The sequence below is a fragment of the Nocardioides sp. OK12 genome (genome assembly GCF_024341885.1).
GTDB lineage: Bacteria > Actinomycetota > Actinomycetes > Propionibacteriales > Nocardioidaceae > Nocardioides > Nocardioides marinisabuli.
Genome location: NZ_BNET01000001.1, coordinates 524,119 through 545,391 on the forward strand (window position 1 = coordinate 524,119; position 21,273 = coordinate 545,391).

The 21,273-nt window shown below is 73.1% G+C and carries 22 protein-coding genes and 1 pseudogene; 21 read left to right on the forward strand and 2 right to left on the reverse strand.

Annotation, left to right across the window (positions count from 1 at the left end):
- Positions 1-5: 5 nt before the first annotated feature.
- The 18 genes and pseudogenes from smc (at position 6) to OCU29_RS02685 (ending at position 17,686) form a co-directional block, all read left to right on the forward strand.
- Complete coding sequence (smc, locus tag OCU29_RS02600; protein WP_261818680.1) at positions 6-3,569, forward strand: chromosome segregation protein SMC; 3,564 nt, start codon at positions 6-8, stop codon at positions 3,567-3,569.
- The gene (locus OCU29_RS02605; RefSeq protein WP_179615955.1) at positions 3,566-4,033 is read left to right on the forward strand and encodes a thioesterase family protein; all 468 of its coding nucleotides are present in this window, start codon (positions 3,566-3,568) and stop codon (positions 4,031-4,033) included. The genes smc and OCU29_RS02605 overlap by 4 nt, the downstream gene beginning before the upstream one ends.
- A 61-nt stretch (positions 4,034-4,094) precedes the next feature.
- A complete protein-coding gene (locus tag OCU29_RS02610) occupies positions 4,095-4,295 on the forward strand; it encodes a hypothetical protein (protein ID WP_261818681.1) in 201 nt (66 codons plus the stop codon).
- Between the two features lie 33 nt (positions 4,296-4,328).
- On the forward strand, positions 4,329-5,495 hold the full coding sequence (ftsY, locus tag OCU29_RS02615; RefSeq protein ID WP_370463645.1) for a signal recognition particle-docking protein FtsY: 1,167 nt from the start codon (positions 4,329-4,331) through the stop codon (positions 5,493-5,495).
- Between the two features lie 170 nt (positions 5,496-5,665).
- A complete protein-coding gene (locus OCU29_RS02620) occupies positions 5,666-7,006 on the forward strand; it encodes an ammonium transporter (protein WP_261818683.1) in 1,341 nt (446 codons plus the stop codon).
- Entirely contained in the window at positions 7,003-7,341 is a 339-nt protein-coding gene (locus OCU29_RS02625) for a P-II family nitrogen regulator (RefSeq protein WP_179615958.1), read from the forward strand. Before OCU29_RS02620 ends, OCU29_RS02625 begins: the two co-directional genes overlap by 4 nt.
- Before the next feature lie 162 nt (positions 7,342-7,503).
- Positions 7,504-9,723: a [protein-PII] uridylyltransferase gene (locus tag OCU29_RS02630; RefSeq protein WP_261818684.1), complete on the forward strand. Its 2,220-nt coding sequence runs from the start codon at positions 7,504-7,506 to the stop codon at positions 9,721-9,723.
- A gap of 44 nt (positions 9,724-9,767) precedes the next feature.
- A complete protein-coding gene (gene ffh, locus OCU29_RS02635) occupies positions 9,768-11,342 on the forward strand; it encodes a signal recognition particle protein (RefSeq protein WP_179615960.1) in 1,575 nt (524 codons plus the stop codon).
- The gene (locus OCU29_RS02640; RefSeq protein ID WP_261818685.1) at positions 11,339-11,725 is read left to right on the forward strand and encodes a hypothetical protein; all 387 of its coding nucleotides are present in this window, start codon (positions 11,339-11,341) and stop codon (positions 11,723-11,725) included. The genes ffh and OCU29_RS02640 overlap by 4 nt, the downstream gene beginning before the upstream one ends.
- Before the next feature lie 40 nt (positions 11,726-11,765).
- Complete coding sequence (locus OCU29_RS02645) at positions 11,766-12,836, forward strand: amidohydrolase family protein (protein WP_261818686.1); 1,071 nt, start codon at positions 11,766-11,768, stop codon at positions 12,834-12,836.
- 181 nt (positions 12,837-13,017) lie between these two features.
- Positions 13,018-13,560 (forward strand): 30S ribosomal protein S16, encoded by a 543-nt coding sequence (rpsP, locus tag OCU29_RS02650; RefSeq protein WP_261818687.1) that lies wholly within the window; start codon positions 13,018-13,020, stop codon positions 13,558-13,560.
- A gap of 5 nt (positions 13,561-13,565) precedes the next feature.
- Positions 13,566-13,808 (forward strand): RNA-binding protein, encoded by a 243-nt coding sequence (locus OCU29_RS02655; RefSeq protein ID WP_179615964.1) that lies wholly within the window; start codon positions 13,566-13,568, stop codon positions 13,806-13,808.
- A gap of 83 nt (positions 13,809-13,891) precedes the next feature.
- Complete coding sequence (gene rimM, locus OCU29_RS02660) at positions 13,892-14,440, forward strand: ribosome maturation factor RimM (protein WP_219633577.1); 549 nt, start codon at positions 13,892-13,894, stop codon at positions 14,438-14,440.
- A 5-nt stretch (positions 14,441-14,445) separates the two neighbouring features.
- Positions 14,446-15,132, forward strand: a pseudogene (gene trmD / locus OCU29_RS02665) (tRNA (guanosine(37)-N1)-methyltransferase TrmD); the annotation flags it as partial.
- Between the two features lie 93 nt (positions 15,133-15,225).
- A complete protein-coding gene (locus OCU29_RS02670) occupies positions 15,226-15,627 on the forward strand; it encodes a GNAT family N-acetyltransferase (RefSeq protein ID WP_261818908.1) in 402 nt (133 codons plus the stop codon).
- 200 nt (positions 15,628-15,827) lie between these two features.
- Positions 15,828-16,181 carry a 50S ribosomal protein L19 gene (rplS, locus tag OCU29_RS02675; RefSeq protein WP_179615966.1) on the forward strand — a complete coding sequence of 118 codons (354 nt, stop codon included), beginning with the start codon at positions 15,828-15,830 and terminating at the stop codon, positions 16,179-16,181.
- Between the two features lie 28 nt (positions 16,182-16,209).
- Entirely contained in the window at positions 16,210-17,016 is an 807-nt protein-coding gene (lepB, locus tag OCU29_RS02680) for a signal peptidase I (protein WP_261818688.1), read from the forward strand.
- Between the two features lie 10 nt (positions 17,017-17,026).
- The gene (locus tag OCU29_RS02685; protein WP_179615967.1) at positions 17,027-17,686 is read left to right on the forward strand and encodes a ribonuclease HII; all 660 of its coding nucleotides are present in this window, start codon (positions 17,027-17,029) and stop codon (positions 17,684-17,686) included.
- 38 nt (positions 17,687-17,724) lie between these two features.
- Here OCU29_RS02685 and OCU29_RS02690 read toward each other — a convergent pair whose 3' ends face one another.
- Together OCU29_RS02690 and OCU29_RS02695 are read right to left on the reverse strand one after the other, a co-directional pair.
- Positions 17,725-17,931, reverse strand: coding sequence for a hypothetical protein (locus tag OCU29_RS02690; RefSeq protein WP_179615968.1), 207 nt, complete (start codon positions 17,929-17,931; stop codon positions 17,725-17,727).
- Positions 17,932-17,987: 56 nt separating this feature from the next.
- Positions 17,988-18,725, reverse strand: coding sequence for a YqjF family protein (locus tag OCU29_RS02695; RefSeq protein WP_261818689.1), 738 nt, complete (start codon positions 18,723-18,725; stop codon positions 17,988-17,990).
- A gap of 73 nt (positions 18,726-18,798) precedes the next feature.
- Between OCU29_RS02695 and OCU29_RS02700 the strand changes: the two genes are divergently transcribed.
- The 3 genes from OCU29_RS02700 (at position 18,799) to OCU29_RS02710 (ending at position 21,263) form a co-directional block, all read left to right on the forward strand.
- Complete coding sequence (locus tag OCU29_RS02700) at positions 18,799-19,107, forward strand: DUF2469 domain-containing protein (RefSeq protein WP_261818690.1); 309 nt, start codon at positions 18,799-18,801, stop codon at positions 19,105-19,107.
- 165 nt (positions 19,108-19,272) lie between these two features.
- Complete coding sequence (locus OCU29_RS02705; protein WP_261818691.1) at positions 19,273-19,707, forward strand: TadE/TadG family type IV pilus assembly protein; 435 nt, start codon at positions 19,273-19,275, stop codon at positions 19,705-19,707.
- Positions 19,707-21,263 carry a pilus assembly protein TadG-related protein gene (locus OCU29_RS02710; protein WP_261818692.1) on the forward strand — a complete coding sequence of 519 codons (1,557 nt, stop codon included), beginning with the start codon at positions 19,707-19,709 and terminating at the stop codon, positions 21,261-21,263. Before OCU29_RS02705 ends, OCU29_RS02710 begins: the two co-directional genes overlap by 1 nt.
- The last annotated feature ends 10 nt before the right edge of the window (positions 21,264-21,273 follow it).

A 21,273-nucleotide genomic window follows, 5' to 3' on the forward strand; every position in this document is an offset into this window, starting at 1 on the left:
CTGCGTTGTACCTGAAGAGCCTGACCCTCAAAGGGTTCAAGTCCTTCGCCTCGTCGACGACCCTGCAGCTCGAGCCCGGCATCACCTGCATCGTGGGGCCCAACGGGTCGGGCAAGTCCAACGTCGTCGACGCGCTGGCGTGGGTGATGGGCGAGGCGAGCGCCAAGAGCCTGCGCGGCGGCAAGATGGACGACGTCATCTTCGCCGGCACCTCGGGCCGCCCGCCGCTCGGGCGTGCCGAGGTGCAGCTGAGCATCGACAACACCGACGGCGCGCTGCCGATCGAGTACGCCGAGGTCACGATCAGCCGCACGATGTTCCGCTCCGGCGGCTCGGAGTACGCCATCAACGGCCAGACCTGCCGGTTGCTCGACGTCCAGGAGCTGCTCAGCGACTCGGGCATCGGGCGCGAGATGCACGTCATCGTCGGCCAGGGCCAGCTCGACCAGATCCTGCACGCCACCCCCGAGGACCGGCGGGGCTTCATCGAGGAGGCGGCCGGGGTCCTCAAGCACCGCAAGCGCAAGGAGAAGGCGCTGCGCAAGCTCGACTCGACCGAGGGCAACCTGCACCGGTTGAACGACCTGCTCAGCGAGATCCGCCGCCAGCTCAAGCCGCTGGGCCGCCAGGCCGAGGTGGCCCGCCGGGCGGCCACCGTGCAGGCCGACGTGCGCGACGCCCGGGCGCGGCTGCTGGCCGACGACCTGGTCACCGCCCGCACCGCGCTGGAGCAGGAGATGGCCGACGAGTCGGTGCTCAAGCAGCGGCGCGAGGAGGTCGAGCGCGCCACCGCCACGGCCCGTGAGCGCGAGGGCGTCCTCGAGGCGGCCCTGCGCGAGGACCTGCCGGTGCTCGCCGCCGCCCAGGACACCTGGTACGCCCTGTCGGGCCTGCGCGAGCGGCTGCGCGGCACCCAGTCGCTGGCCGCGGAGCGGGTGCGCAACGCCGCGGCCAGCACCGAGGTCGAGACCGCCAGCGGGCGCGACCCCGAGGACCTCGAGGCCGAGGCCGCGCGGGTGCGCGAGCAGGAGCAGCGCACCGCCGCCGAGGTCGACGCGCGGCGCGCCGGGCTCGAGCAGGCCGTCACCGCGCGCAAGGGCGCCGAGGACGCCGCCGCCGAGGAGGAGCGACGCATCGCCGCGCTGCAGCGCGCCGCCGCCGACCGGCGCGAGGGGCTGGCCCGCCTGCACGGCCAGGTCAACGCGCTGAAGTCGCGCGCCGCCGCGGCCGACGAGGAGGTCGGCCGGCTGCGCCACAGCCGCCAGGAGGCGCTCGAGCGCGCCGAGCGCGCCCAGAAGGCCTTCACCGCCCTGGAGACGAAGGTCGCGGGTCTCGACGCGGGGGAGGAGGGCCTCGACGCCGAGCACGAGCAGGCCGTCGACGAGCTCGACGAGGTGGAGGGGCTGCTGGCCGCGGTGCGCGAGCAGGCGCAGGCCGCCGACCGCGACCGCCACACCCTCGCCGCCCGCAAGGACGCCCTCGAGATGGGCCTGAACCGCAAGGACGGCGCCGGCGCCCTGCTCGGCGCGGGCGACGACTCCGGGCTCACCGGTCTGCTGGGCTCGGTCGCCGCCCTGGTCACGGTGCGCCCCGGCTATGGGGCGGCGGTCGCGGCCGCCCTCGGCCCGCACGCCGACGCGGTGGCCGTCGAGGGCACCGATGCCGCGCTCGCCGCGGTCGCGCACCTCAAGGCCGACGACCTGGGGCGCGCGGGCCTGCTGCTCGCCGACGGGCCCGGGCTGCCCGGCCCCGCCGGCTGGCCCACCCTGCCCCCGGGGGCGACGTACGCCGTCGACGCGGTGGAGTGCCCGCCCGGCCTGCGCCCGGCGCTGGTCCGGCTGCTCGACCGGGTCGTCGTCGTCGAGGACCTGGCCTCGGCCCGGTCCCTGGTGGCCGAGGACCCGAGCCTGGGGGCGGTCACCCGCGAGGGCGACGTCGTCAGCGCCCACCTGGTCGCCGGCGGCTCCAGCGCGCAACCCAGCCTCCTCGAGGTGCAGGCCGCCGTCGACGAGGCCGCCGCCGCGCTGGCCGAGGCGGTCGCGGCCAGCGAGCGGGCCGGCTTCGAGACCTCACGGCTCGAGGCGCGCCGCCACGACGCCCAGCAGCGCGTCGACGTGGCGCTCGCGCGCCTGCACGAGTCCGACGCGACCCTGGCCGCCGTCGCCGAGGAGCTGGGCCAGCACGGCTCGCAGGCGCGCTCGGCGCGCGCGGAGGCCGAGCGGGTCGAGCAGGCGATCACCCGGGCCGAGCAGGCCCGCGCCGACGCCGTGGCCGGGCTCGCCGACCTCGAGGCGCGGCTGGCGCGCGCCGAGCAGGCGCCCGAGGAGGAGCCCGACACCTCCGAGCGCGAGCGGCTCGTCGAGGCCTCCCGCGAGGCCCGGCAGGGCGAGATGGACGCCCGTCTGGCGCTGCGCACCGCCGAGGAGCGGGCGCGTGCCATCCACGGCCGGGCCGACTCGCTGGTGCGGGCCGCCGCCAAGGAGCGCGAGCAGCGGGCGCGCGCCGCCGAGCGCCGCGACCGGCTGCTGCGCGAGGGCCGCGCGGCCGAGGCCGTCGGGGCCGCGGTGACCTGGGCCCTGACCCGGCTCGAGGCCTCGGTGCAGCAGGCGGCCGATGCCCGCGCGGAGGTGGAGGAGGCCCGCCGCGAGCGCGAGGAGCAGCTGCGCGAGGTCCGGGCCCGGCTGCGCGACCTGGCCCGCGAGCACGAGGAGCTCGTCAGCTCGGTGCACCGCGACGAACTGGCCCGGGCCCAGCAGCGGATGCGCATCGAGCAGCTCGAGGAGCGCGCGCTCGACGAGCTCGGCATCGAGCCCGACGGGCTGGTCGCCGACTACGGCCCCCACCAGCCGGTGCCGCAGGAGGTCGCCGACGACGCGCCCGAGGGCACGCCGGCGACGGTGCCGTTCGTGCGCGAGGAGCAGCGCAAGCGGCTGAAGTCGGCCGAGCGGGCCCTGGCCATGCTCGGCAAGGTCAACCCCCTGGCCCTCGAGGAGTTCTCGGCCATGGAGGAGCGCCACAAGTTCCTCACCGAGCAGCTCGAGGACCTGCGCCGCACCCGCAAGGACCTGCTCGACATCGTCAAGGACGTCGACGACCGGGTCGAGCAGGTCTTCCGCGAGGCCTACGCCGACGTCGAGAAGGCCTTCGACGCCACCTTCGCCCGGCTCTTCCCCGGGGGAGAGGGCAGGCTGGTGCTCACCGACCCGGGCGACATGCTCAGCACCGGCGTCGAGGTCGAGGCCCGTCCGCCGGGCAAGAAGGTCAAGCGGCTCTCGCTGCTCTCGGGCGGTGAGCGCTCGCTGGTCGCGGTGGCCTTCCTGGTCGCGTTGTTCAAGGCCAGGCCCTCACCGTTCTACATCCTCGACGAGGTCGAGGCGGCGCTCGACGACACCAACCTCGGTCGCCTGCTCGAGATCTACGAGGAGCTGCGCGAGAACTCCCAGCTGCTCGTCATCACCCACCAGAAGCGCACCATGGAGGTCGGCGACGCCCTCTACGGCGTGACCATGCGCGGCGACGGCGTCTCGGCCGTCATCAGCCAGCGCCTGCGAGAGACGGAGCCCGTGTGAGCCCCAGCCCCGACCGTGCCGCCCGCCCCACCAGGGACGACTACGTGGCCTGGCGCACCGTGACCACGCGCTGGCGCGACGACGACGCCTACGGCCACCTCAACAACGCCACCTACTACGAGATGTTCGACACCGCGGTCAACGCGCACCTCTACGAGGCCACCGGCGTCGACGTGCGGGCCCTGCCGCAGATCGGGGTGGTGGCCGAGACCTCGTGCCGCTACTTCCGCGAGATCGGCTTCCCGGCCCCCGTCGAGACCGGCCTGGTGGTCGACAAGGTCGGCACCTCCTCGGTGGTCTACCGCATCGGCCTCTTCCAGGGCGAGGGCGACGAGGCGGCCGCCGAGGGCCGCTTCGTGCACGTGTACGTCGACAACACCGACCCGGCGCGCGGCGTCACGCCGATGCCCGACGTGATCCGCGCCGCAGTCGAGCCGCTGCTGCGCGTGCCCGGGGGCAGCTGAGCCCGGGGTGTGCCACCGTGGGGTGGTCCGCCCCGCTCGTCCTCACCCCCCGGAGACGCCCGTGATCCCGATCGTCGTCGCGATGGTCGTCATCCTCGCCCTCGCCGCCCTGGTCCTCTACTACGTCGCGGTCCCGCACCGCGGTGACGGCGCCGGCTCGGGGGGCTGGCTCGACCGGGCCATGCAGCGCGCCCGCGGGTCGGTGCGCACCCTGGGCGAGCACGACGAGGACGACGACGGAGGGTCCGCCACCAGGCGCTGACCGCCTGCCGACCGCCCCGCACCGGGTGGTTGGATGAGGGACATGGACGCCCTCGCCCTCGTGATCCTCGTCATCGCCGTCGTCGGCGTCGCCCTCGTGGGCGCCGTCGCCGGCCTGGTCGTCACCCGGCGGCGCAAGCCGGGACCGCTGCCCGACACCCACACCGACGTCCTCGGCGCACCCCCTGCCGACCCCGACGCCCCGCCGGTCGAGCTGAGCGCCCCGCCGGCGACGATCGAGCCCGAGGCCCCCGCCGAGCCGGCCGCGCCGGAGATCGAGCGCCCCGAGGGCACGGCCTCGCGCCTGGTGCGCCTGCGCCAGCGCCTCGCCGGCTCCCAGGGCACCCTGGGTCGGGGGCTGCTCGCCCTGCTCTCGCGCGAGCGGCTCGACGAGGACACCTGGGAGGACATCGAGGACACCCTGCTGACCGCCGACATCGGCGTCGCCCCCACCCAGGAGCTGGTCGAGCGGCTGCGGACCCGGCTGCGGGTCGAGGGCTCGGCCGACCCGCGCGCGGTGCTGCGCGAGGAGCTGCTCGCGCTGGTCGACCCGACCATGGACCGCGCCCTGCGGGTCAGCGGCGAGGGCGACGAGCCCGGCGTCGTGCTGGTCGTCGGCGTCAACGGCGCCGGCAAGACCACCACCGTCGGCAAGATCGCGCGCATCCTGGTCGCCGAGGACCGCAGCGTCGTGCTGGGCGCGGCCGACACCTTCCGTGCCGCCGCCGTCGAGCAGCTCGGCACCTGGGGCGAGCGGGTCGGCGTGGAGACGGTCAAGGGCGAGGAGGGCGCGGACCCGGCCTCGGTCGCGTTCCGCGCCGTGGAGGAGGGCCGCCGGGCCGGGGTCGACACCGTCATCGTCGACACCGCCGGGCGGCTGCAGAACAAGCAGGGCCTGATGGACGAGCTCGGCAAGGTCAAGCGGGTGGTGGAGAAGCAGGCGCCGGTCACCGAGGTGCTGCTCGTGCTCGACGCCACCACCGGCCAGAACGGCATGATCCAGGCCCGCGTCTTCAGCGACGCCGTCGACGTGACCGGCATCGTGCTGACCAAGCTCGACGGGTCGGCCAAGGGCGGCATCGTCGTCGCCGTGCAGCGCGAGCTGGGCGTGCCGGTCAAGCTCGTGGGCCTGGGCGAGGGGGCCGACGACCTGGCCCCGTTCGACGCCGGCGCCTTCGTCGACGCCCTGCTCGGCGGCTGAGTTCACGAGCGTGTAACACGGGGCGGGCACTCGTTGCCCGCCCGTAACACCAGCCGCCGGACCTCGAAACACAGCAGCGACAGGCTCTGCCCTGATGGGGACGCACCCCGCTCCGACACCGCCGTCGGGGCCCCGGGGGAGCGTCCTTCGCAGTTGATCTTGGAGGTTCTGTGGACGGCTACAACGCGTTCATGCTGGTGGCCACGCTGCTGGTGCTGATGATGACCACCCCGGCCTTGGCCCTCTTCTACGGCGGTATGACGCGGTCGAAGTCGGTCCTGAACATGATGATGATGTCGTACGCCGCCATGGCGATCGTCGGCATCATCTGGGTGCTGTGGGGCTACTCGATGGTGTTCAGCGGCGAGGGGGGCATCGACGCGTTCTTCAACTCGCCGTTCGCCAACTTCGCCCTCGACGGCGTGGGTTACGACGGCTACACGTTCATGATGTTCCAGCTGACCTTCGCGGTGATCACCACCGCTCTGATCAGCGGTGCGATCGCCGACCGGGTGAAGTTCTCGGCCTGGCTGGTCTTCGTGCCGATCTGGGCGACCCTGTCCTACTTCCCGCTGGCCCACATGGTCTTCGGCTGCACCGACGGCGCCCTGATCTGCACGCAGATCGGTGCCCAGGACTACGCCGGAGGCACCGCGGTGCACATCAACGCCGGTGTCGCCGGCCTGGTGCTGGCCCTGGTGATCGGCAAGCGGATCGGCTTCGGCCGTGAGCCCATGCGTCCGCACAACCTGACGCTGACCATGCTCGGCGCCGCCCTGCTGTGGGTCGGCTGGTACGGCTTCAACGTCGGCTCGCTCGTCTTCAGCGACGACCTCGACACCAGCGACCAGTTCCTGGCCGAGACCGGGCTCACCTTCGCCAACACCACGCTGGCCACGATGGCCGCCATCATCGGCTGGCTGGTCGTGGAGAAGGTGCTGCACGGCAAGGCCACCACGCTGGGTGCCGCCTCGGGCATCGTCGCCGGCCTGGTCGCGATCACCCCGGCCGCCGGTGCGGTCAACATCCTCGGCGCCCTGGCCATCGGCCTGGTCTCCGGTGCCCTGTGCGCCTGGGCCGTGGGCCTGAAGTTCAAGCTCAACTACGACGACTCGCTCGACGTGGTCGGCGTCCACCTGGTCGGCGGCATCGTCGGCACCCTGATGATCGGCCTGTTCTCGGTCACCGCCTCCGAGGGCGACAACATCGCCGGCGGCGCGGTCGACGGCCTGTTCTACGGCGGCGGCATCGGCTCCCTGGTCGACCAGCTGCTCGGCGTCCTGGTGGCGGTGGCCTGGTCCGGTGTGGCCACGCTGCTGATCGCCCTGGCCATCAAGTTCACGATGGGCTGGCGCATCGACGAGGAGGACGAGGTCGAGGGCATCGACTTCGACCAGCACGGCGAGTCCGCCTACGATCTCAACACCAGCCTCTCCAGCAGCAGCGGCGGCGCGTTCGCCGCTGCGACGAGGCCCGATCCCTCCACCCGCACGGAAGGGGCACACGCATGAAGCTCGTGACCGCGGTGATCAAGCCGCACAAGTGGGAGGACGTCCGCGAGGCCCTCGAGACCTTCGGCGTCGCCGGCATGACCGTCAGCGAGGTCAGCGGCTACGGCCGCCAGAAGGGCCACACCGAGGTCTACCGCGGCGCGGAGTACGACGTCGCGCTCGTCCCGAAGATTCGGCTCGAGATCGTCGTCGACGACGCCGATGCCGAGGACGTGTCCGGGATCATCGTGAAGGCCGCGCAGACCGGCCGGATCGGTGACGGCAAGGTCTGGACGAGCCCGGTGGACAGCGTGGTGCGGGTCCGCACCGGCGACCGGGACGCCTCCGCGCTGTGATGCACCCCGTGACGCGCCCGTGACAGCCACGACGGCCCGGTCCACCCCTGCGGTGGGCCGGGCCGTCGTCGCGTCCGGCATGATCGGGGACCACCACCAGCCCCCGCACCAGCCCCCGCACCAGCACCCGCACCAGCCCCGCCCCGACCCGAGGAGACCGACGTGACGGCCACCGAGCGGGAGGAGCGCACGACCGAGGCCGACGCGCTGTGCGCCGCGGCGTACGAGAAGGCGGGCGGCGCCGACGTGGGCAGTGCGCTGGTCGCGGTGGGCGGCTACGGCCGCCGCGAGCTGGCGCCGCACTCCGACCTCGACGTCGTGCTGGTGCTCGACGAGGGGGTCGAGGCCGGCGAGGTCGCCGAGAAGCTGTGGTACCCGCTGTGGGACTCCGGCACCACCATCGACCACTCCGTGCGCGAGGTCCCGCAGATGCTCGCCGCCGCCGAGGCCGACCTCCGCGTCGCGCTCGGCCTGCTCGACGTGCGCCACCTGGCCGGGGACGCCAACCTGACGCTGCGGCTGCGCGCCACGGTGCTGGCGCAGTGGCGCCGCCACGCCCGGGAGCGGCTGCCGGCCCTGCGCGAGCTGGTGCGCGGGCGCCACGAGCTGGTCGGCGAGCTGGCCCACATGTCGGTGCCCGACGTGAAGGAGGCCGAGGGCGGGCTGCGCGACGCGACGGTGCTGCGGGCCCTGGTGGCCACCTGGCTCGTCGACGTCCCCCACACCGACCTCGAGCGGGGGCGCCAGGCGCTGCTCGACGTCCGCGACCTGGTGCAGGCCACCGCCGGGCGCGCCAGCGACCGGATCCACCCCGAGATGTGGAGCGAGCTGGCCACCGGGCTGGGGATGGACGACGCCCGCGACGCCCAGGTGCACGTGCGCACGCTGGGCCGGCGCATCACCCACCTCTCGCGGCTGAGCTGGCGCCGCGTCGACGACTTCCTGGCCCGCCCGGTCTCGGTGCGCACCGCGCGCACCCCCACGCTGTTCCCGATCGCGCCGGGCGTCGCGCTGGCCGGGCGCGAGATCGTGCTGGACCGCAAGGCCAAGCCCGCCGAGGACCCGGTGCTGCTGCTGCGCGCCGCCGCCGCGGCCGCGGAGATGGACGCCGTGCTCGCCCCGCCCACCGCCGCCCGCCTGGCGCGGGAGGTCGCCGACCTGCCGGTGCCGTGGCCCGCCGAGGCGCGCCACCAGCTGGTGCGGCTGCTGGCCTCGGGCCGGGGGCTGCTGCCGGTCTGGGAGACCCTCGAGGAGACCGGCGCGCTGCCCCGGCTGCTGCCCGAGTGGGAGCGCATCCGGCTGCTCCCGCACGCCTCGGCGATCCACCGCTTCACCGTCGACCGGCACGTGGTGGAGACCTGCATCGAGGCGTCGTCGCTGATCCGCCAGGTCAACCGGCCCGACGTGCTCATGGTCGCCGCCCTGCTGCACGACATCGGCAAGGGCAGCCTGACCGAGCACAGCGTGGCGGGCGAGCCCATCGCCCGCGACATCGCCACCCGGATGGGCTTCGAGCCGGCCTCCGTCGACCTGATCGCCGGGCTGGTGCGCTGGCACCTGCTGCTCGCCGAGACCGCGACCACCCGCGACCACGACGACCCGGCCACCGTCGAGCGGGTCGCTTCGCGGGTCGGGTCGACCGAGGCGCTGTCGCTGCTGACCGCGCTGACCGAGGCCGACGCCAAGGCCGCCTCGCCCCAGGCGTGGTCGACGTGGCGCGCCGGCCTGGTCCTGGAGCTCTCGCGGCGCACCCACACCGCCCTCGACACGGGCCGGAGCCTGCCGCCGGTCGCCGACGAGGAGGTCGAGATCCCGCGCGAGGTGCGCAACGGCGCGGTCCACTTCGCCGTCGAGGCGACCCCCGACGGCACCCGCGTCACCGCCGTCGCCCCCGACCGCGTCGGTCTCCTCGCCGACTTCTCTGGTCTCTTCGCCCTGCAGCGCATCCCGGTGCGCGCGGCGCGGGCCTGGGCCCAGGACGTCTACAGCGTCTCGGTCTGGGAGGTCGCCGAGCCCGGCCTCGACGTGCCCTACCTGCGCGAGCGGTACGCCGCGATCGCCGAGGGCCGCGTCGACCCCGCCAGCCGGCTGCGGCCCGACCCGAAGGCGCTGGCGCCCACCGTCGAGGTGCGGCCCGACGCCTCGCGGCAGGCCACCGTGCTCGAGGTGCGTGCCGCGGACCAGCCCGGCGTCGTGCACCGCGTCTGCGCGGCCCTGGCCCAGCTCGACGTGGCGGTGCGCTCCGCGCACGTGGAGACCCTCGGGCCGCAGGCCGTCGACGTGTTCTACCTGCAGGAGGCGGCGGCCGGGGTCCTCTCCGAGACCCGCGCCGCCGACGCCGCGCACGCCGTCCGTGCGGCTCTCACCGTGGAGCCCCGTTAGTCTGGAGCCTCCACCCCGCTCCGCCGACACACCGAGGGACGCCCTTGTTCGCCACACTGTCCGACCGGCTCGCCGACACCTTCAAGAACCTCCGGGGGAAGGGTCGCCTGTCCGAGGCCGACATCGACGCCACCGCGCGCGAGATCCGCATCGCGCTGCTCGAGGCCGACGTCGCCCTGCCGGTGGTCAAGGAGTTCGTCGGCGCGGTCAAGGAGCGGGCCCGCGGCGAGGAGGTCAGCGGGGCGCTGAACCCGGCCCAGCAGATCATCAAGATCGTCAACGAGGAGCTCGTGACGATCCTGGGCGGGGAGACCCGCCGGCTGCGCTACGCCAAGAACGGCCCCACCGTCATCATGCTCGCCGGCCTCCAGGGCGCCGGCAAGACGACGCTGGCCGCCAAGCTCGCGCTGTGGCTCAAGGAGCAGGGCAAGTCCCCGATGCTCGTGGCCGCCGACCTCCAGCGCCCCAACGCGGTCAAGCAGCTGCAGGTCAACGGTGAGCGCGTCGGCGTGACCGTCTTCGCGCCCGAGCCCGGCAACGGCGTCGGCGACCCGGTCGCCGTGGCGCGCGGCTCGATCGAGGAGGCCAAGCGCACGCTGCACGACGTGGTCATCGTCGACACCGCCGGCCGCCTGGGCATCGACGCCGAGCTGATGAAGCAGGCCTCCGACATCCGCGACGCCGTCACCCCCGACGAGGTGCTGTTCGTCGTCGACGCGATGATCGGCCAGGACGCCGTCGTCACGGCGCAGTCCTTCCTCGACGGCGTGGGCTACGACGGCGTCGTGCTCACCAAGCTCGACGGCGACGCCCGCGGCGGCGCCGCGCTCTCGATCGCCTCGATCACCGGCAAGCCGGTCATGTTCGCCTCCAACGGCGAGAAGCTGACCGACTTCGACCTCTTCCACCCCGACCGCATGGCCTCGCGCATCCTCGACATGGGTGACGTGATGACCCTGATCGAGCAGGCCGAGAAGAGCTTCGACTCCGAGCAGGCCCTCAAGGCCGCGCAGAAGCTGAGCGGGCAGGGCGGGGAGTTCACGCTCGACGACTTCCTCGAGCAGATGCAGCAGGTGCGCAAGCTCGGCTCGATGTCGAAGATCATGGGGATGCTGCCCGGGATGGGCCAGTTCCGCGAGCAGCTGGAGAACTTCGACGAGCGCGAGATCGACCGCGTGCAGGCGATCATCCAGTCGATGACGCCGGCCGAGCGGGCCAACCCCAAGATGATCGACGGCTCGCGCCGCGCCCGCATCGCCAAGGGCTGCGGCCGCCAGGTCTCCGACGTCAACCAGCTCGTCGACCGCTTCTTCGAGGCGCGCAAGATGATGATGCAGATGGCGCGCGGCGGCGGGATGCCCGGGATGCCCGGCATGCCGGGGATGCCCGGCATGGGCGGCGGCAAGCGCGGCAAGGCCAAGCCGCAGCAGAAGAAGGGCAAGGGCGCCAAGAGGTCCGGCAACCCGGCCAAGGCCGCCCAGGAGGCGCAGGCGGCCAAGGAGAAGGCGGCCGCGGCGCCGGCCAACCCCTTCGGCACCCCGGGCGGTGAGACGGTCGACTACGAGCAGGCGGCGGCCGACCTCAACCTGCCCAAGGACTTCTCGAAGTTCCTCAAGTGAGGTCCGTGGTGGTGGTCGACTCGGCCAACGTGGTCGGCAGCCGGCCCGACGGGTGGTGGAAGGACCGCGCCGCGGCGACCCGGCGCCTGCACGAGGCGCTGCTGGTCGCCGACGTGCCGGGCGACGAGATCGTGATGGTCCTCGAGGGCGGTGCCCGCGGCGGCGCGCGCCCCGGCAAGGACGCCCACGTGCGCATCGTGCACGCCCCGAAGGAGGGCGACGTGACCATCCTGGCCGAGGCCCAGCGCGCCAGCGCTCGCGGCTGCACGGTCACCGTGGTCACCGCCGACCGGGCCCTGGCCGCCAACGTCACCGCGACCGGTGCCACCGTCGTCGGCCCGACCTGGCTGCTCGACCAGCTCGACACGCTCGAGCACGGCTGAGCCCCCACCCGGTCGCCGACGGGCCGCTAGCCTCGCGGGCATGAGCGCGCTGAAGTTCTCCGGTCCGGTCCTGCCCGACGGCGAGAGCCGTGACCTCTACGTCGTCGACGGCCGGATCACCTTCGAGCCGCAGCCCGGCGCCGAGACCGCGGCGCGCGGCTGGATCGTGCCGGGCCTCGTCGACGCCCACAACCACCTCGGCCTCGAGGACCACGGCGCGGTCGAGGAGTCCGAGATCGAGGGGCAGGCGCTGGCCGACCGCGACGCCGGCGCGCTGCTGCTGCGCGACTGCGGCTCCCCGGCCGACACCCGGTGGGTGCACGAGCGCGACGACCTGCCGCGGCTGGTGCGCGCCGGGCGCCACATCGCCCGCACCCGGCGCTACATCCGCAGCTACGCCCACGAGGTCGAGCCCGAGCAGCTGTCGGCGTACGTCGCCCAGGAGGCCGACGCCGGCGACGGCTGGGTCAAGCTGGTGGGGGACTGGATCTCGCGCGAGACCGGCGACCTGGCGCCCTCGTTCCCGCCCGAGAGCCTCGCCGAGGCGATCGGGGTGGCCCACGAGCACGGTGCCAAGGTGACCGCGCACTGCTTCGGCCACGAGGTCCTGCAGGGTCTTCTCGACGCCGGCATCGACTGCATCGAGCACGGCACCGGTCTCGCCCTCGACCAGGTCGAGCAGATGGCGGCCACGGGGGTGGCGCTGGTGCCGACGGTGATGCAGACCGACAAGTTCCCCGAGTTCGCCGCCCAGGGCCGCGAGAAGTTCCCGGCGTACGCCGCGACCATGGACGAGCTGCACGCCCGGCGCCGCGAGGTGCTGATGTCGGCCCACGAGGCCGGGGTGGCGCTCTACGTCGGCAGCGACGGCGGGGGAGCCCAGCGCCACGGCCACCTGGCCGGCGAGGTGCTGGCGATGGCGCAGATGGGCCTGCCGGCCGCCGAGGTGCTGGCCGCCGCGTCGTGGCGCGCACGCGAGTGGCTGGGCTTCGAGGGCCTCGTCGAGGGCGCCTCGGCCGACTTCGTCGTCTACGACCGCGACCCGGCACAGGACCTGACGGTGCTGTGGGAACCCACCCGCGTGGTGCTGCGGGGCCGCGTGGTCGCCTGAGCGCACGTCGCACGGGAGGCGATTCGTCCCCGCCCGGTGACGTCTGGCATCATTCCACGCTGAGTCCTGCGCGTTCGGCCCCTCTCAACCGATCGCGTGGAGCCCATCGAGGAGTCGAGTCCCGGTCCCCACCTGGAGCCCCGGCCCTCACCACACACGACATCAAGGAGACACCACAACCGTGGCCGTCAAGATCCGTTTGAAGCGCCTGGGCAAGGTCCGGGTGCCGCAGTACCGCATCGTCGTCGTCGACTCGCGCAAGAAGCGCGACGGTCGAGTGATCGAGGAGATCGGCAAGTACCACCCCAAGGAGGACCCGTCGTACATCGACGTCGTCTCCGACCGGGCCCAGTACTGGCTCTCCGTCGGCGCCCAGCCCAGCGACGCGGTCGCCGCGATCCTCAAGATCACCGGTGACTTCCAGAAGTACCACGGCCTCCCGGGCGCCGAGGGCACGCTGAAGACCGCTGACGCCAAGCGCGACAAGCTCGAGATCTTCAACGAGGCCCTCAAGGAGGCGCACGGCTCGTCCGGCGCCGCCGCGACGACCAAGAAGTCGGCCGCCAAGAAGTCCGAGGCCAAGGCCGACGACAAGGCTGACGAGAAGGCCGACGCCAAGGCCGACGAGAAGGCTGACGACAAGTCCGAGGCCAAGGCCGAGGAGCCGGCTGCGGCCGCCGAGGCGGAGACCACCGCCGACGACGCGACCAAGGCGGAGGGCTGAGCGCCATGCTCGCCGAGGCGCTGGAGCACCTCGTGCGCGGCATCGTCGACAACCCCGACGACGTCAGCGTGCGTGACAAGGAGCTGCGCCGTGGCTCGGTCCTCGAGGTCCGGGTCCACCCCGACGACCTCGGCAAGGTGATCGGGCGGGGCGGTCGCACCGCCTCGGCGTTCCGCACCGTCATCGGTGCGCTCGCCGGCCGTGGCGGGGCACGCGTCGACTTCGTCGACGTCGACCGCCGCCGCTGAGCCCAGCACCAGCACTGAGCACACTCACGTCGACCCGCCCGGGACACCTGGGCGGGTCGGCGTCATTTCGACAGGAGACAGCGGTGGAGACCATCGACGTGGTGGTGGGCAGGCTCGGCAAGCCCCACGGCCTGAAGGGCGAGGTGACCGTCGACGTGCGCACCGACGAGCCGGCGCTGCGCTTCGCCGACGGCGCCGTCCTTGAGGTCGAGAAGCCGCGCGGGTCGGCGGTGACCTGGCGCACCCTGCGGGTCGCGCGCACCCGCTGGCACCAGGGCGTGCTGCTGGCGACCTTCGAGGAGATCGGCGACCGCAACGCCGCCGAGGCGGCCCGCGGGATCGTGCTGCACGCCCAGCTGCCCGCCGACGCCACCCCCGAGGACCCGGAGGAGTTCTACGACCACCAGCTGGTCGGGCTCGCCGTGGTCGACACCGACGGCACCGCGCTCGGCACGGTCAGCTCGGTGGTGCACGGCGGGGCGCAGGACCTCCTGGGCGTCAAGGCCCTCGACGGGCGCGACACGCTGGTGCCCTTCGTCGCCGCGCTGGTGCCCGAGGTCGACCTGGCCGCGGGCCGCGTGGTCGTGGCCGACCGCCCCGGGCTGGTCACGCCGCTGCCCGAGGACGACTGACGCCCGTGCGCCTGGACTACCTCACGATCTTCCCCGACTACCTGGCCCCCCTGGGGCTCTCCCTGCCGGGCAAGGCGGCCGCGCGCGGGCTGGTCGAGGTGCACGTGCACGACCTGCGCGGTTGGACCCGCGACCGGCACCGCACCGTCGACGACACGCCGTACGGCGGCGGCGCCGGCATGGTGATGCGGCCCGAGCCGTGGGGCGAGGCGCTCGACGAGCTGCTGGGCCAGGACCCGCACCCGGCCACCGTGGTGGTGCCCAGCCCCGCCGGACGCCCGCTGACCCAGGCGCTGGCCCGCGAGCTGTCGACCCGGCCGCGGCTGCTGTTCGCCTGCGGCCGCTACGAGGGCATCGACCAGCGCGTGCTCGACCACGCCCGCGAGCGCGAGGACGTCGAGGAGGTCGTCGAGGTCTCCCTGGGCGACTACGTCCTCAACGGGGGCGAGGTGGCCGCGCTGGCCGTCACCGAGGCCGTGGTGCGCCTGCTGCCCGGCTTCATGGGCAACGCCGCCTCGCTCGAGGAGGAGTCCCACGAGCAGGGGCTGCTGGAGTACCCCGTCTACACCAAGCCCTCGTCGTGGCGCGGCCACGACGTCCCGCCGGTGCTGCTCAGCGGCAACCACGCGGCCATCGCCGCCTGGCGCCACGAGCAGTCACTGGCCCGCACCGCCGAGCGCCGCCCCGACCTGCTGCACGCCAGCCACGTGGCGGGGGAGTGGGAGGTGCTCCCGGCCGCGCCCGGCGACGTCGCCGAGCTGCACGTGCTGACCCTGGCCTGCTGGGTGGGCGAGGCGCTGCTCAACGACGACCTGACCATCCCGCCGCTGCACGAGAGCACCGCCGACACCGCCGCGTCCCTGGCCGAGTGGGACACCTACGTCGTGCGGGTCGCCGGGCGGCTGGTGGGCTCGGTGCGGGGCCGCCTCGACGGCACCACCTGGGAGATCGGGCGGCTGATGGTCGCCCCCGACCTCCAGGGCCGCGGGCTGGGCCGCGTGCTGCTCGAGCACGCCGAACGGGTCGCTGCGCCGTCGGCGACGACGTACCGGCTGGTGACCGGCAAGGACAGCGAGGCCAACCTGCGGCGCTACAAGCGGGCCGGCTACCGGGTGCGCGAGGTCCTCGACGGGCCGTCGGGGCCCGCGGTGCTGACCAAGGCACGGCGGCGCACGGGCCGCGGCTGATTTCGGCCGGGGGTCGCGCCTGTGGCAGACTTCGACGCTGGTCCTGCCGGACCGGAGGGCAGCCCCGAGGAACGCACGGGGGGCCCGCGTCGGACGCCTGCCACAGAGGGCGGCCCACGCCACCGGAGCTCAGGGCAGGCACGTCCGTTCCAGCACCACCTGATTCCGCGGCTGATCTGTGGCACTCGCGAGGAGACACCATGAGCAACAACCTGGTCGCCCAGCTCGGCAACGAGATCAAGCGCGACGACAACCCCCACTTCCGCGCCGGTGACACCGTCAAGGTGCACGTGAAGGTCATCGAGGGCTCGCGCTCGCGCGTGCAGATCTTCCAGGGCGTCGTGATCCGCGTGCAGGGCTCCGGCGTCGGCCGCACCTTCACCGTCCGCAAGGTCTCCTTCGGCGTCGGCGTCGAGCGCACCTTCCCGCTGCACTCCCCGATCTTCGAGACCATCGAGGTCGTCACCCGCGGTGACGTGCGTCGCGCGAAGCTCTACTACCTGCGCAACCTGCGCGGCAAGGCTGCGAAGATCAAGGAGCGTCGCGAGTTCTGATCCGCGACCCCTTCTCTACACTCGCCGCGTGAGCAGCGACGACCACGACCCCGCACGCCCGACCACCCAGGGCGGCGGGGTCGTGCCGTCCCCGGCCGAGCGGGTCGCCGCGGCGCGTGACCAGAGCCGCCGTGAACTGCCGCTGTGGCTGGAGTCGGTGCTGCTGCTGGGCCTCGCGGTGGTCATCGCGCTGCTGCTGAAGTCGTTCGTGGTGCAGGCCTTCTACATCCCCTCCGAGTCCATGGAGCCCGGTCTCGTCGAGGACGACCGCATCCTGGTCGAGAAGTGGTCGGGCTGGTTCGGCGGCGAGGTCGAGCGGGGCGACGTCGTGGTCTTCGAGGACCCGGGCGGCTGGCTGACCAGCGGCGAGGTCGACGAGCCGACGAACCCCGTCTCCGGGGCGCTCGCCGCGATCGGGCTGCTGCCCGACACCGGGTTCCTGGTCAAGCGCGTGGTGGGCGTCGAGGGCGACACCATCGTGTGCTGCGACGACCGGAAGCGCCTGGTGGTCAACGGGGTGGCCCTCGACGAGGACGAGTACGTCCTGGAGGACAAGCGGGTGCGCGGCTGCCGGGGGCCGATGACCGGCAACTGCTCCTGGAAGGCCGGCCCGGTGCCCGAGGGATCGGTCTTCGTGATGGGTGACAACCGCGGCCGCTCGGCCGACTCGACGGTGCACATGTGCCTCGAGGACGAGACCGAGTGCGTGCCCGGCGACGAGTACGTCTCCACCGACCTGGTCGTCGGCAAGGTGTGGCTGCTGCTGTGGCCCACCGACCGCTTCGGGGGTCTCGAGGCCACCGACGCGTTCGACGACGTGCCGGACGCCTCCTAGGGGCCCGAGCATGTCGCTGCTGCCGAAGGGGTCCACGGTCCGGCGCGACGCCGGGCTCTACGGCTACGAGCGCGCCCTGCGCCGCCACGGGCTCGAGGCCGTCGCCGGCGTCGACGAGGCCGGTCGCGGGGCCTGCGCGGGGCCCCTGGTCGCCGGCGCCTGCATCCTGCCGCCCGGGCGCAGCGGGATCGTGCCGGGGCTCGCCGACTCCAAGCTGCTCACCGAGAAGGCCCGCGAGCGCTGCTACGACCAGGTCGTGCGGCGCGCCGTCGCCTGGTCGGTCGTGGTGGTCTCCCACGAGGAGTGCGACCGCCTGGGCATGCACGTGGCCAACATCGAGGCGCTGCGACGGGCGGTGGCCCTGCTCGACGTGCCCGCCGACTACGTGCTCACCGACGGCTTCCCCGTCGACGGGCTCGGCGTGCCGGGGCTCGCGGTGTGGAAGGGCGACCGGGTCGCGGCGTGCATCTCGGCCGCGTCGGTGCTCGCGAAGGTGACCCGCGACCGCCTGATGCGCGACCTCGACCGCGACTGGCCGGCGTACGACTTCAAGACGCACAAGGGCTACATCACCGACACCCACACTCGCGCGCTCGAGGAGCACGGTCCCTCGCCGGTGCACCGGATGCGCTTCGTCAACGTGCGCCGGGCGGCCGGGCTGCCCTCCTGAGGAAGGGATCAGGCGTCGGTCGCGGCGCTCGGCGTGACCTAGACGCTGCGCAGCCCGCGCCGCCGCTGCTCGCGCAGCGCGGCGTCGATGTCCTCGACCCGCACGTCGTCCAGGTCCGACTCGGCCCCGGCTCGGGCCGCCTCGAGGGCGCGGGCCGCGCGGATCCGCTCCGGGTCGCTGTCGCGCGTGGGGCGTGCCGGGCGCGGGCTCCGCTGCGGCATCGCCACCACGTTCGTCTCGTCCATGGCCCCAGTGTGCCCACCCGGGGCCCGGTCCGCCCGGTCCATCGCGACAGCCGGGTTCACCGCACCGGCTGGGGCGTCCCGAACCGGGTGCGCACACCGGGCGAGTGCAGCACCGAGACGGGAGGGGTGGTCGCGACGCCGGGCAGGCCGGCGGCGGTCACCAGCCCGTCGTGCAGCTCGCGCACCCGGGCGCGGTGCAGCGGCCAGGGACCGTGCGTGTTGGGCACCCACAGGGTGCGCCCGAGCACGGAGGTGTGCAGGCCGAAGCGGGCGGTGAGGAACAGCTCCAGCGGGTCGGGGTCGACCGGCTCGCCGACCTCGACGTCGATGACGCTGCGAGGGCGCCCGCCGGTGCGACGGCGCATCTCGTAGCGCCACCCGCCGTCCCGCCGTCCGGCCGACATCCGGGCCCACTTGTAGGGCACCCCGAAGCCGGCGTTGGCCCCGGCGACGACGGCCAGGCGGTCGGCGTCGAGCGAGCGGAAGACGACGCCGTGGCGGCCCCGGTCGTCGGTGGAGTAGAGGCGCACGTTGGTCTCGAGGAAGGTCCCCAGCCACGGGGCCGGGTGCCCCTCGCCGACGCCCGCGTCGACCATCCGGAACGGGATCAGGCCGACCCAGGCGGCACCGTCGTACAGGTCGGGGCGCACCCCGCGGGGCATCATCGGCGCGACCACGGCGGGGTCGACGGGCCAGTGCAGGAACGTGATGTCGCGCCACCACTGGTCCATGATCGCCCGACCGGGCAGCGGCGGGCCCTGGCCCGGGGGAGTCGCGCTCGAGGTGGCTGGCACACGTCTACGATGCCAGTGCCCACCTCGCCGCGAGGGTGGGCGAGCAGGTCCGCCGGTCGAGTGAGGAGCACGTGTGAGCGCCGAGGAGCTCGAGCAGTACGAGGCCGAGATGGAGCTGACCCTCTACCGCGAGTACCGCGACGTGGTGGGGATCTTCAAGTACGTCGTCGAGACCGACCGCCGGTTCTACCTGTGCAACCAGGTCGACGTGAAGGCACGCACCGAGCAGGGCGACGTGTTCTTCGAGGTCTCGATGAGCGACGCGTGGGTGTGGGACATGTACCGCCCCGCGCGCTTCGCCAAGAACGTCAAGGTGCTGACCTTCAAGGACGTCAACGTCGAGGAGCTGCAGCCCTCCGAGGACGAGCCGCCCGAGGCCTGAGCGGGTCGCTCGCGACCGGCGCCGGCCTCCCCGGAGGGGGCCGAGCGTCCACGATGACTAGTCCTTCTGGGCCATCTAACCCTGTGAACCCTCCCGGGGCCCGCCGCGGCTCCCTACGCTCGGTAGGGCGGATCGGGAGTCCGCGTCTAGGACAGGGTGGGGAGCATGGCTGGAGGGGTTCGGCGCGCGCTTGAGCGCGAGCGGGGTGCGGCCGCGGTCGAGTTCGCGCTGCTCGCGGTCCCGCTGCTCACCATCTTGATGGGCATCATCGCCTTCGGGTTGATGCTGAGCTTCCGGCAGTCGATCAGCCAGGCAGCCGCGGAGGGGGCTCGGGCTGCGGCCGTGGCGCCACCGGGCACCGACTTCGCCACCCGGAAGCGGGCGGCCGAGGCTGCGATCGCTGCCGCCATTCCCGGGTCGCACACGTGTGGTGACGGTGTGCTGACCTGCACCATCCCCGACCCCGGTACTACCGGGAAGACCGTGCGCGTGGCGGTCAGCTACAACTACGACAAGGCGCCGGTGGGGCCGGAGTTCCCCGGGCTCGGTGTCGTGATGCCCGACTCGCTCGCGTTCACCTCCGAGGTGAGGATCAGTTGATGGCGCGCCTGCCACGCGGGCGCGACCGCGGTGCCGTGGCGCCACTGGTCGCGGTAATGCTGACTCTGATGATCACGTCGGCGGCCTTCGCTGTGGACCTCGGGATGCAACGTGTCGTCCGCAGCGACATGCAGGCGCTGGCCGACGTGGTCGCACTCGACCTCGCGCGAGAACTGGACGGACGATCCCTCGCCGACCTGAACGCAGCTCTCCCCGGAGCCATCGCTCGCAGCCGGCAGTCGAACGAGGGCTCGGCCCTCGGGGACGTCACTGGACTGACGGCGACCTGGGGTGCCTGGAACGGCACCACATGGGTGCCAGGGGTCGACCCACCCACGGCCGTCAAGGTCGTGGCCTCCGGAAGTGTCGCGTTCGCCTTCGCACCTGGAGAGGGGGGCGCGAGCCGCACTGCGTATGCAGCGGCCACGACCTCGGGGTGTCACAAGGTCGGCTCCTGGGCCGCAGACCTGCGGACCGGGAGCTCCATCCTGGGGCCGGTGCTGAACGCCGCTGGGACCAACGTGGAGCTGCGCGCCGTGTCCTACGCGGGGCTCGCCACCGCCCAGGTGACGCTCCAGGACCTTGCCACACAGATCTCCGCTGGTATCCCGGAGCAAGCCCTGGGCACATCACTGCAGGTGGGGACGTTCCTCGATTACCTCGTGACTGTTCTCGGCCCGGACACTGCCGCAGCAGGCGTGCTGAACACCCAGTTCCTCGGCAGGATGTCGGCGGCCCTGAAACTGAAGCCCATCAAGCTCGGGGACCTCGTGACGATCGCGGGCGCCCCGTCGGCGGCTCTCAGCTCGACGGTGAATGTCCTCGACCTGGTCCAGGGCGCCTTGCTGGTCGCGAACGGGACCAATGCGATCGCCGTACCAGGCATCAGCGTAGGGGTCGGGAACCTGAAGGCCGTCACCGTCTCTGCCCACGTCATCCAGAAACCGCAGATCGCCTGCGGCATCGGTTCCACCGCCAATACCTCGCAGATCACTCTTCGCGTTGGAGGCAACCTAAACGCCACGTTGCCGAAGGAGCTGGCTGACGCCGAGGTGTTCGTCGAGGTCAAGATCGCCAGCGCCGCCTCGACACTGCGGAAGATCACCTGCACGGATGGTCGAGCGGTCTCGATGGCGGTGGACCTGAGCACGCCAGCCCTCGCCCAGGTCACCTCTGTCCTGGAGGTCTACCTTGCCTCGGGCGTGCGGTCGACGGTCAGGACACAGGGGTCGGGGGGCACGGCCAGCCAGGGCGCACACCTCCTCGAGCTCCCCGCCAACTACGACGTCGGCAAGCAGTCGGGCTCGGGCACCCTGGTCGTGGCCGACATCGAGAAGGCTGACATCTCGGTGCTGGGGCTCGATCTCGGTGGGCTGCTCGGTGACGTACTGGGCAACGCGCTGAACCCGCTCACGAACACGGTCCAGGGTGTCCTGCGTCGACTCGAGGACGCCTTGGTCGGCGAGGTCTTCCCAGCTCTCGGCCTGCGAGTCGCTGGCGCCGACATGTTTGGAGTGCGGACGCCCACCTGTGCGCAGCCACTCCTCACGGGGTGACCCGCGCCTG

Bases quoted from the DNA above. Each gene is read 5' to 3' on its own strand.
- ftsY (WP_370463645.1), top strand. From the start codon at position 4,329: ATGAGGGACATGGACGCCCTCGCCCTCGTGATCCTCGTCATCGCCGTC.
- OCU29_RS02625 (WP_179615958.1), top strand. From the start codon at position 7,003: ATGAAGCTCGTGACCGCGGTGATCAAGCCGCACAAGTGGGAGGACGTC.
- OCU29_RS02645 (WP_261818686.1), top strand. From the start codon at position 11,766: ATGAGCGCGCTGAAGTTCTCCGGTCCGGTCCTGCCCGACGGCGAGAGC.
- OCU29_RS02655 (WP_179615964.1), top strand. From the start codon at position 13,566: ATGCTCGCCGAGGCGCTGGAGCACCTCGTGCGCGGCATCGTCGACAAC.
- rplS (WP_179615966.1), top strand. From the start codon at position 15,828: ATGAGCAACAACCTGGTCGCCCAGCTCGGCAACGAGATCAAGCGCGAC.
- OCU29_RS02685 (WP_179615967.1), top strand. From the start codon at position 17,027: ATGTCGCTGCTGCCGAAGGGGTCCACGGTCCGGCGCGACGCCGGGCTC.
- OCU29_RS02690 (WP_179615968.1), bottom strand. From the start codon at position 17,931: ATGGACGAGACGAACGTGGTGGCGATGCCGCAGCGGAGCCCGCGCCCG.
- OCU29_RS02705 (WP_261818691.1), top strand. From the start codon at position 19,273: ATGGCTGGAGGGGTTCGGCGCGCGCTTGAGCGCGAGCGGGGTGCGGCC.
- OCU29_RS02710 (WP_261818692.1), top strand. From the start codon at position 19,707: ATGGCGCGCCTGCCACGCGGGCGCGACCGCGGTGCCGTGGCGCCACTG.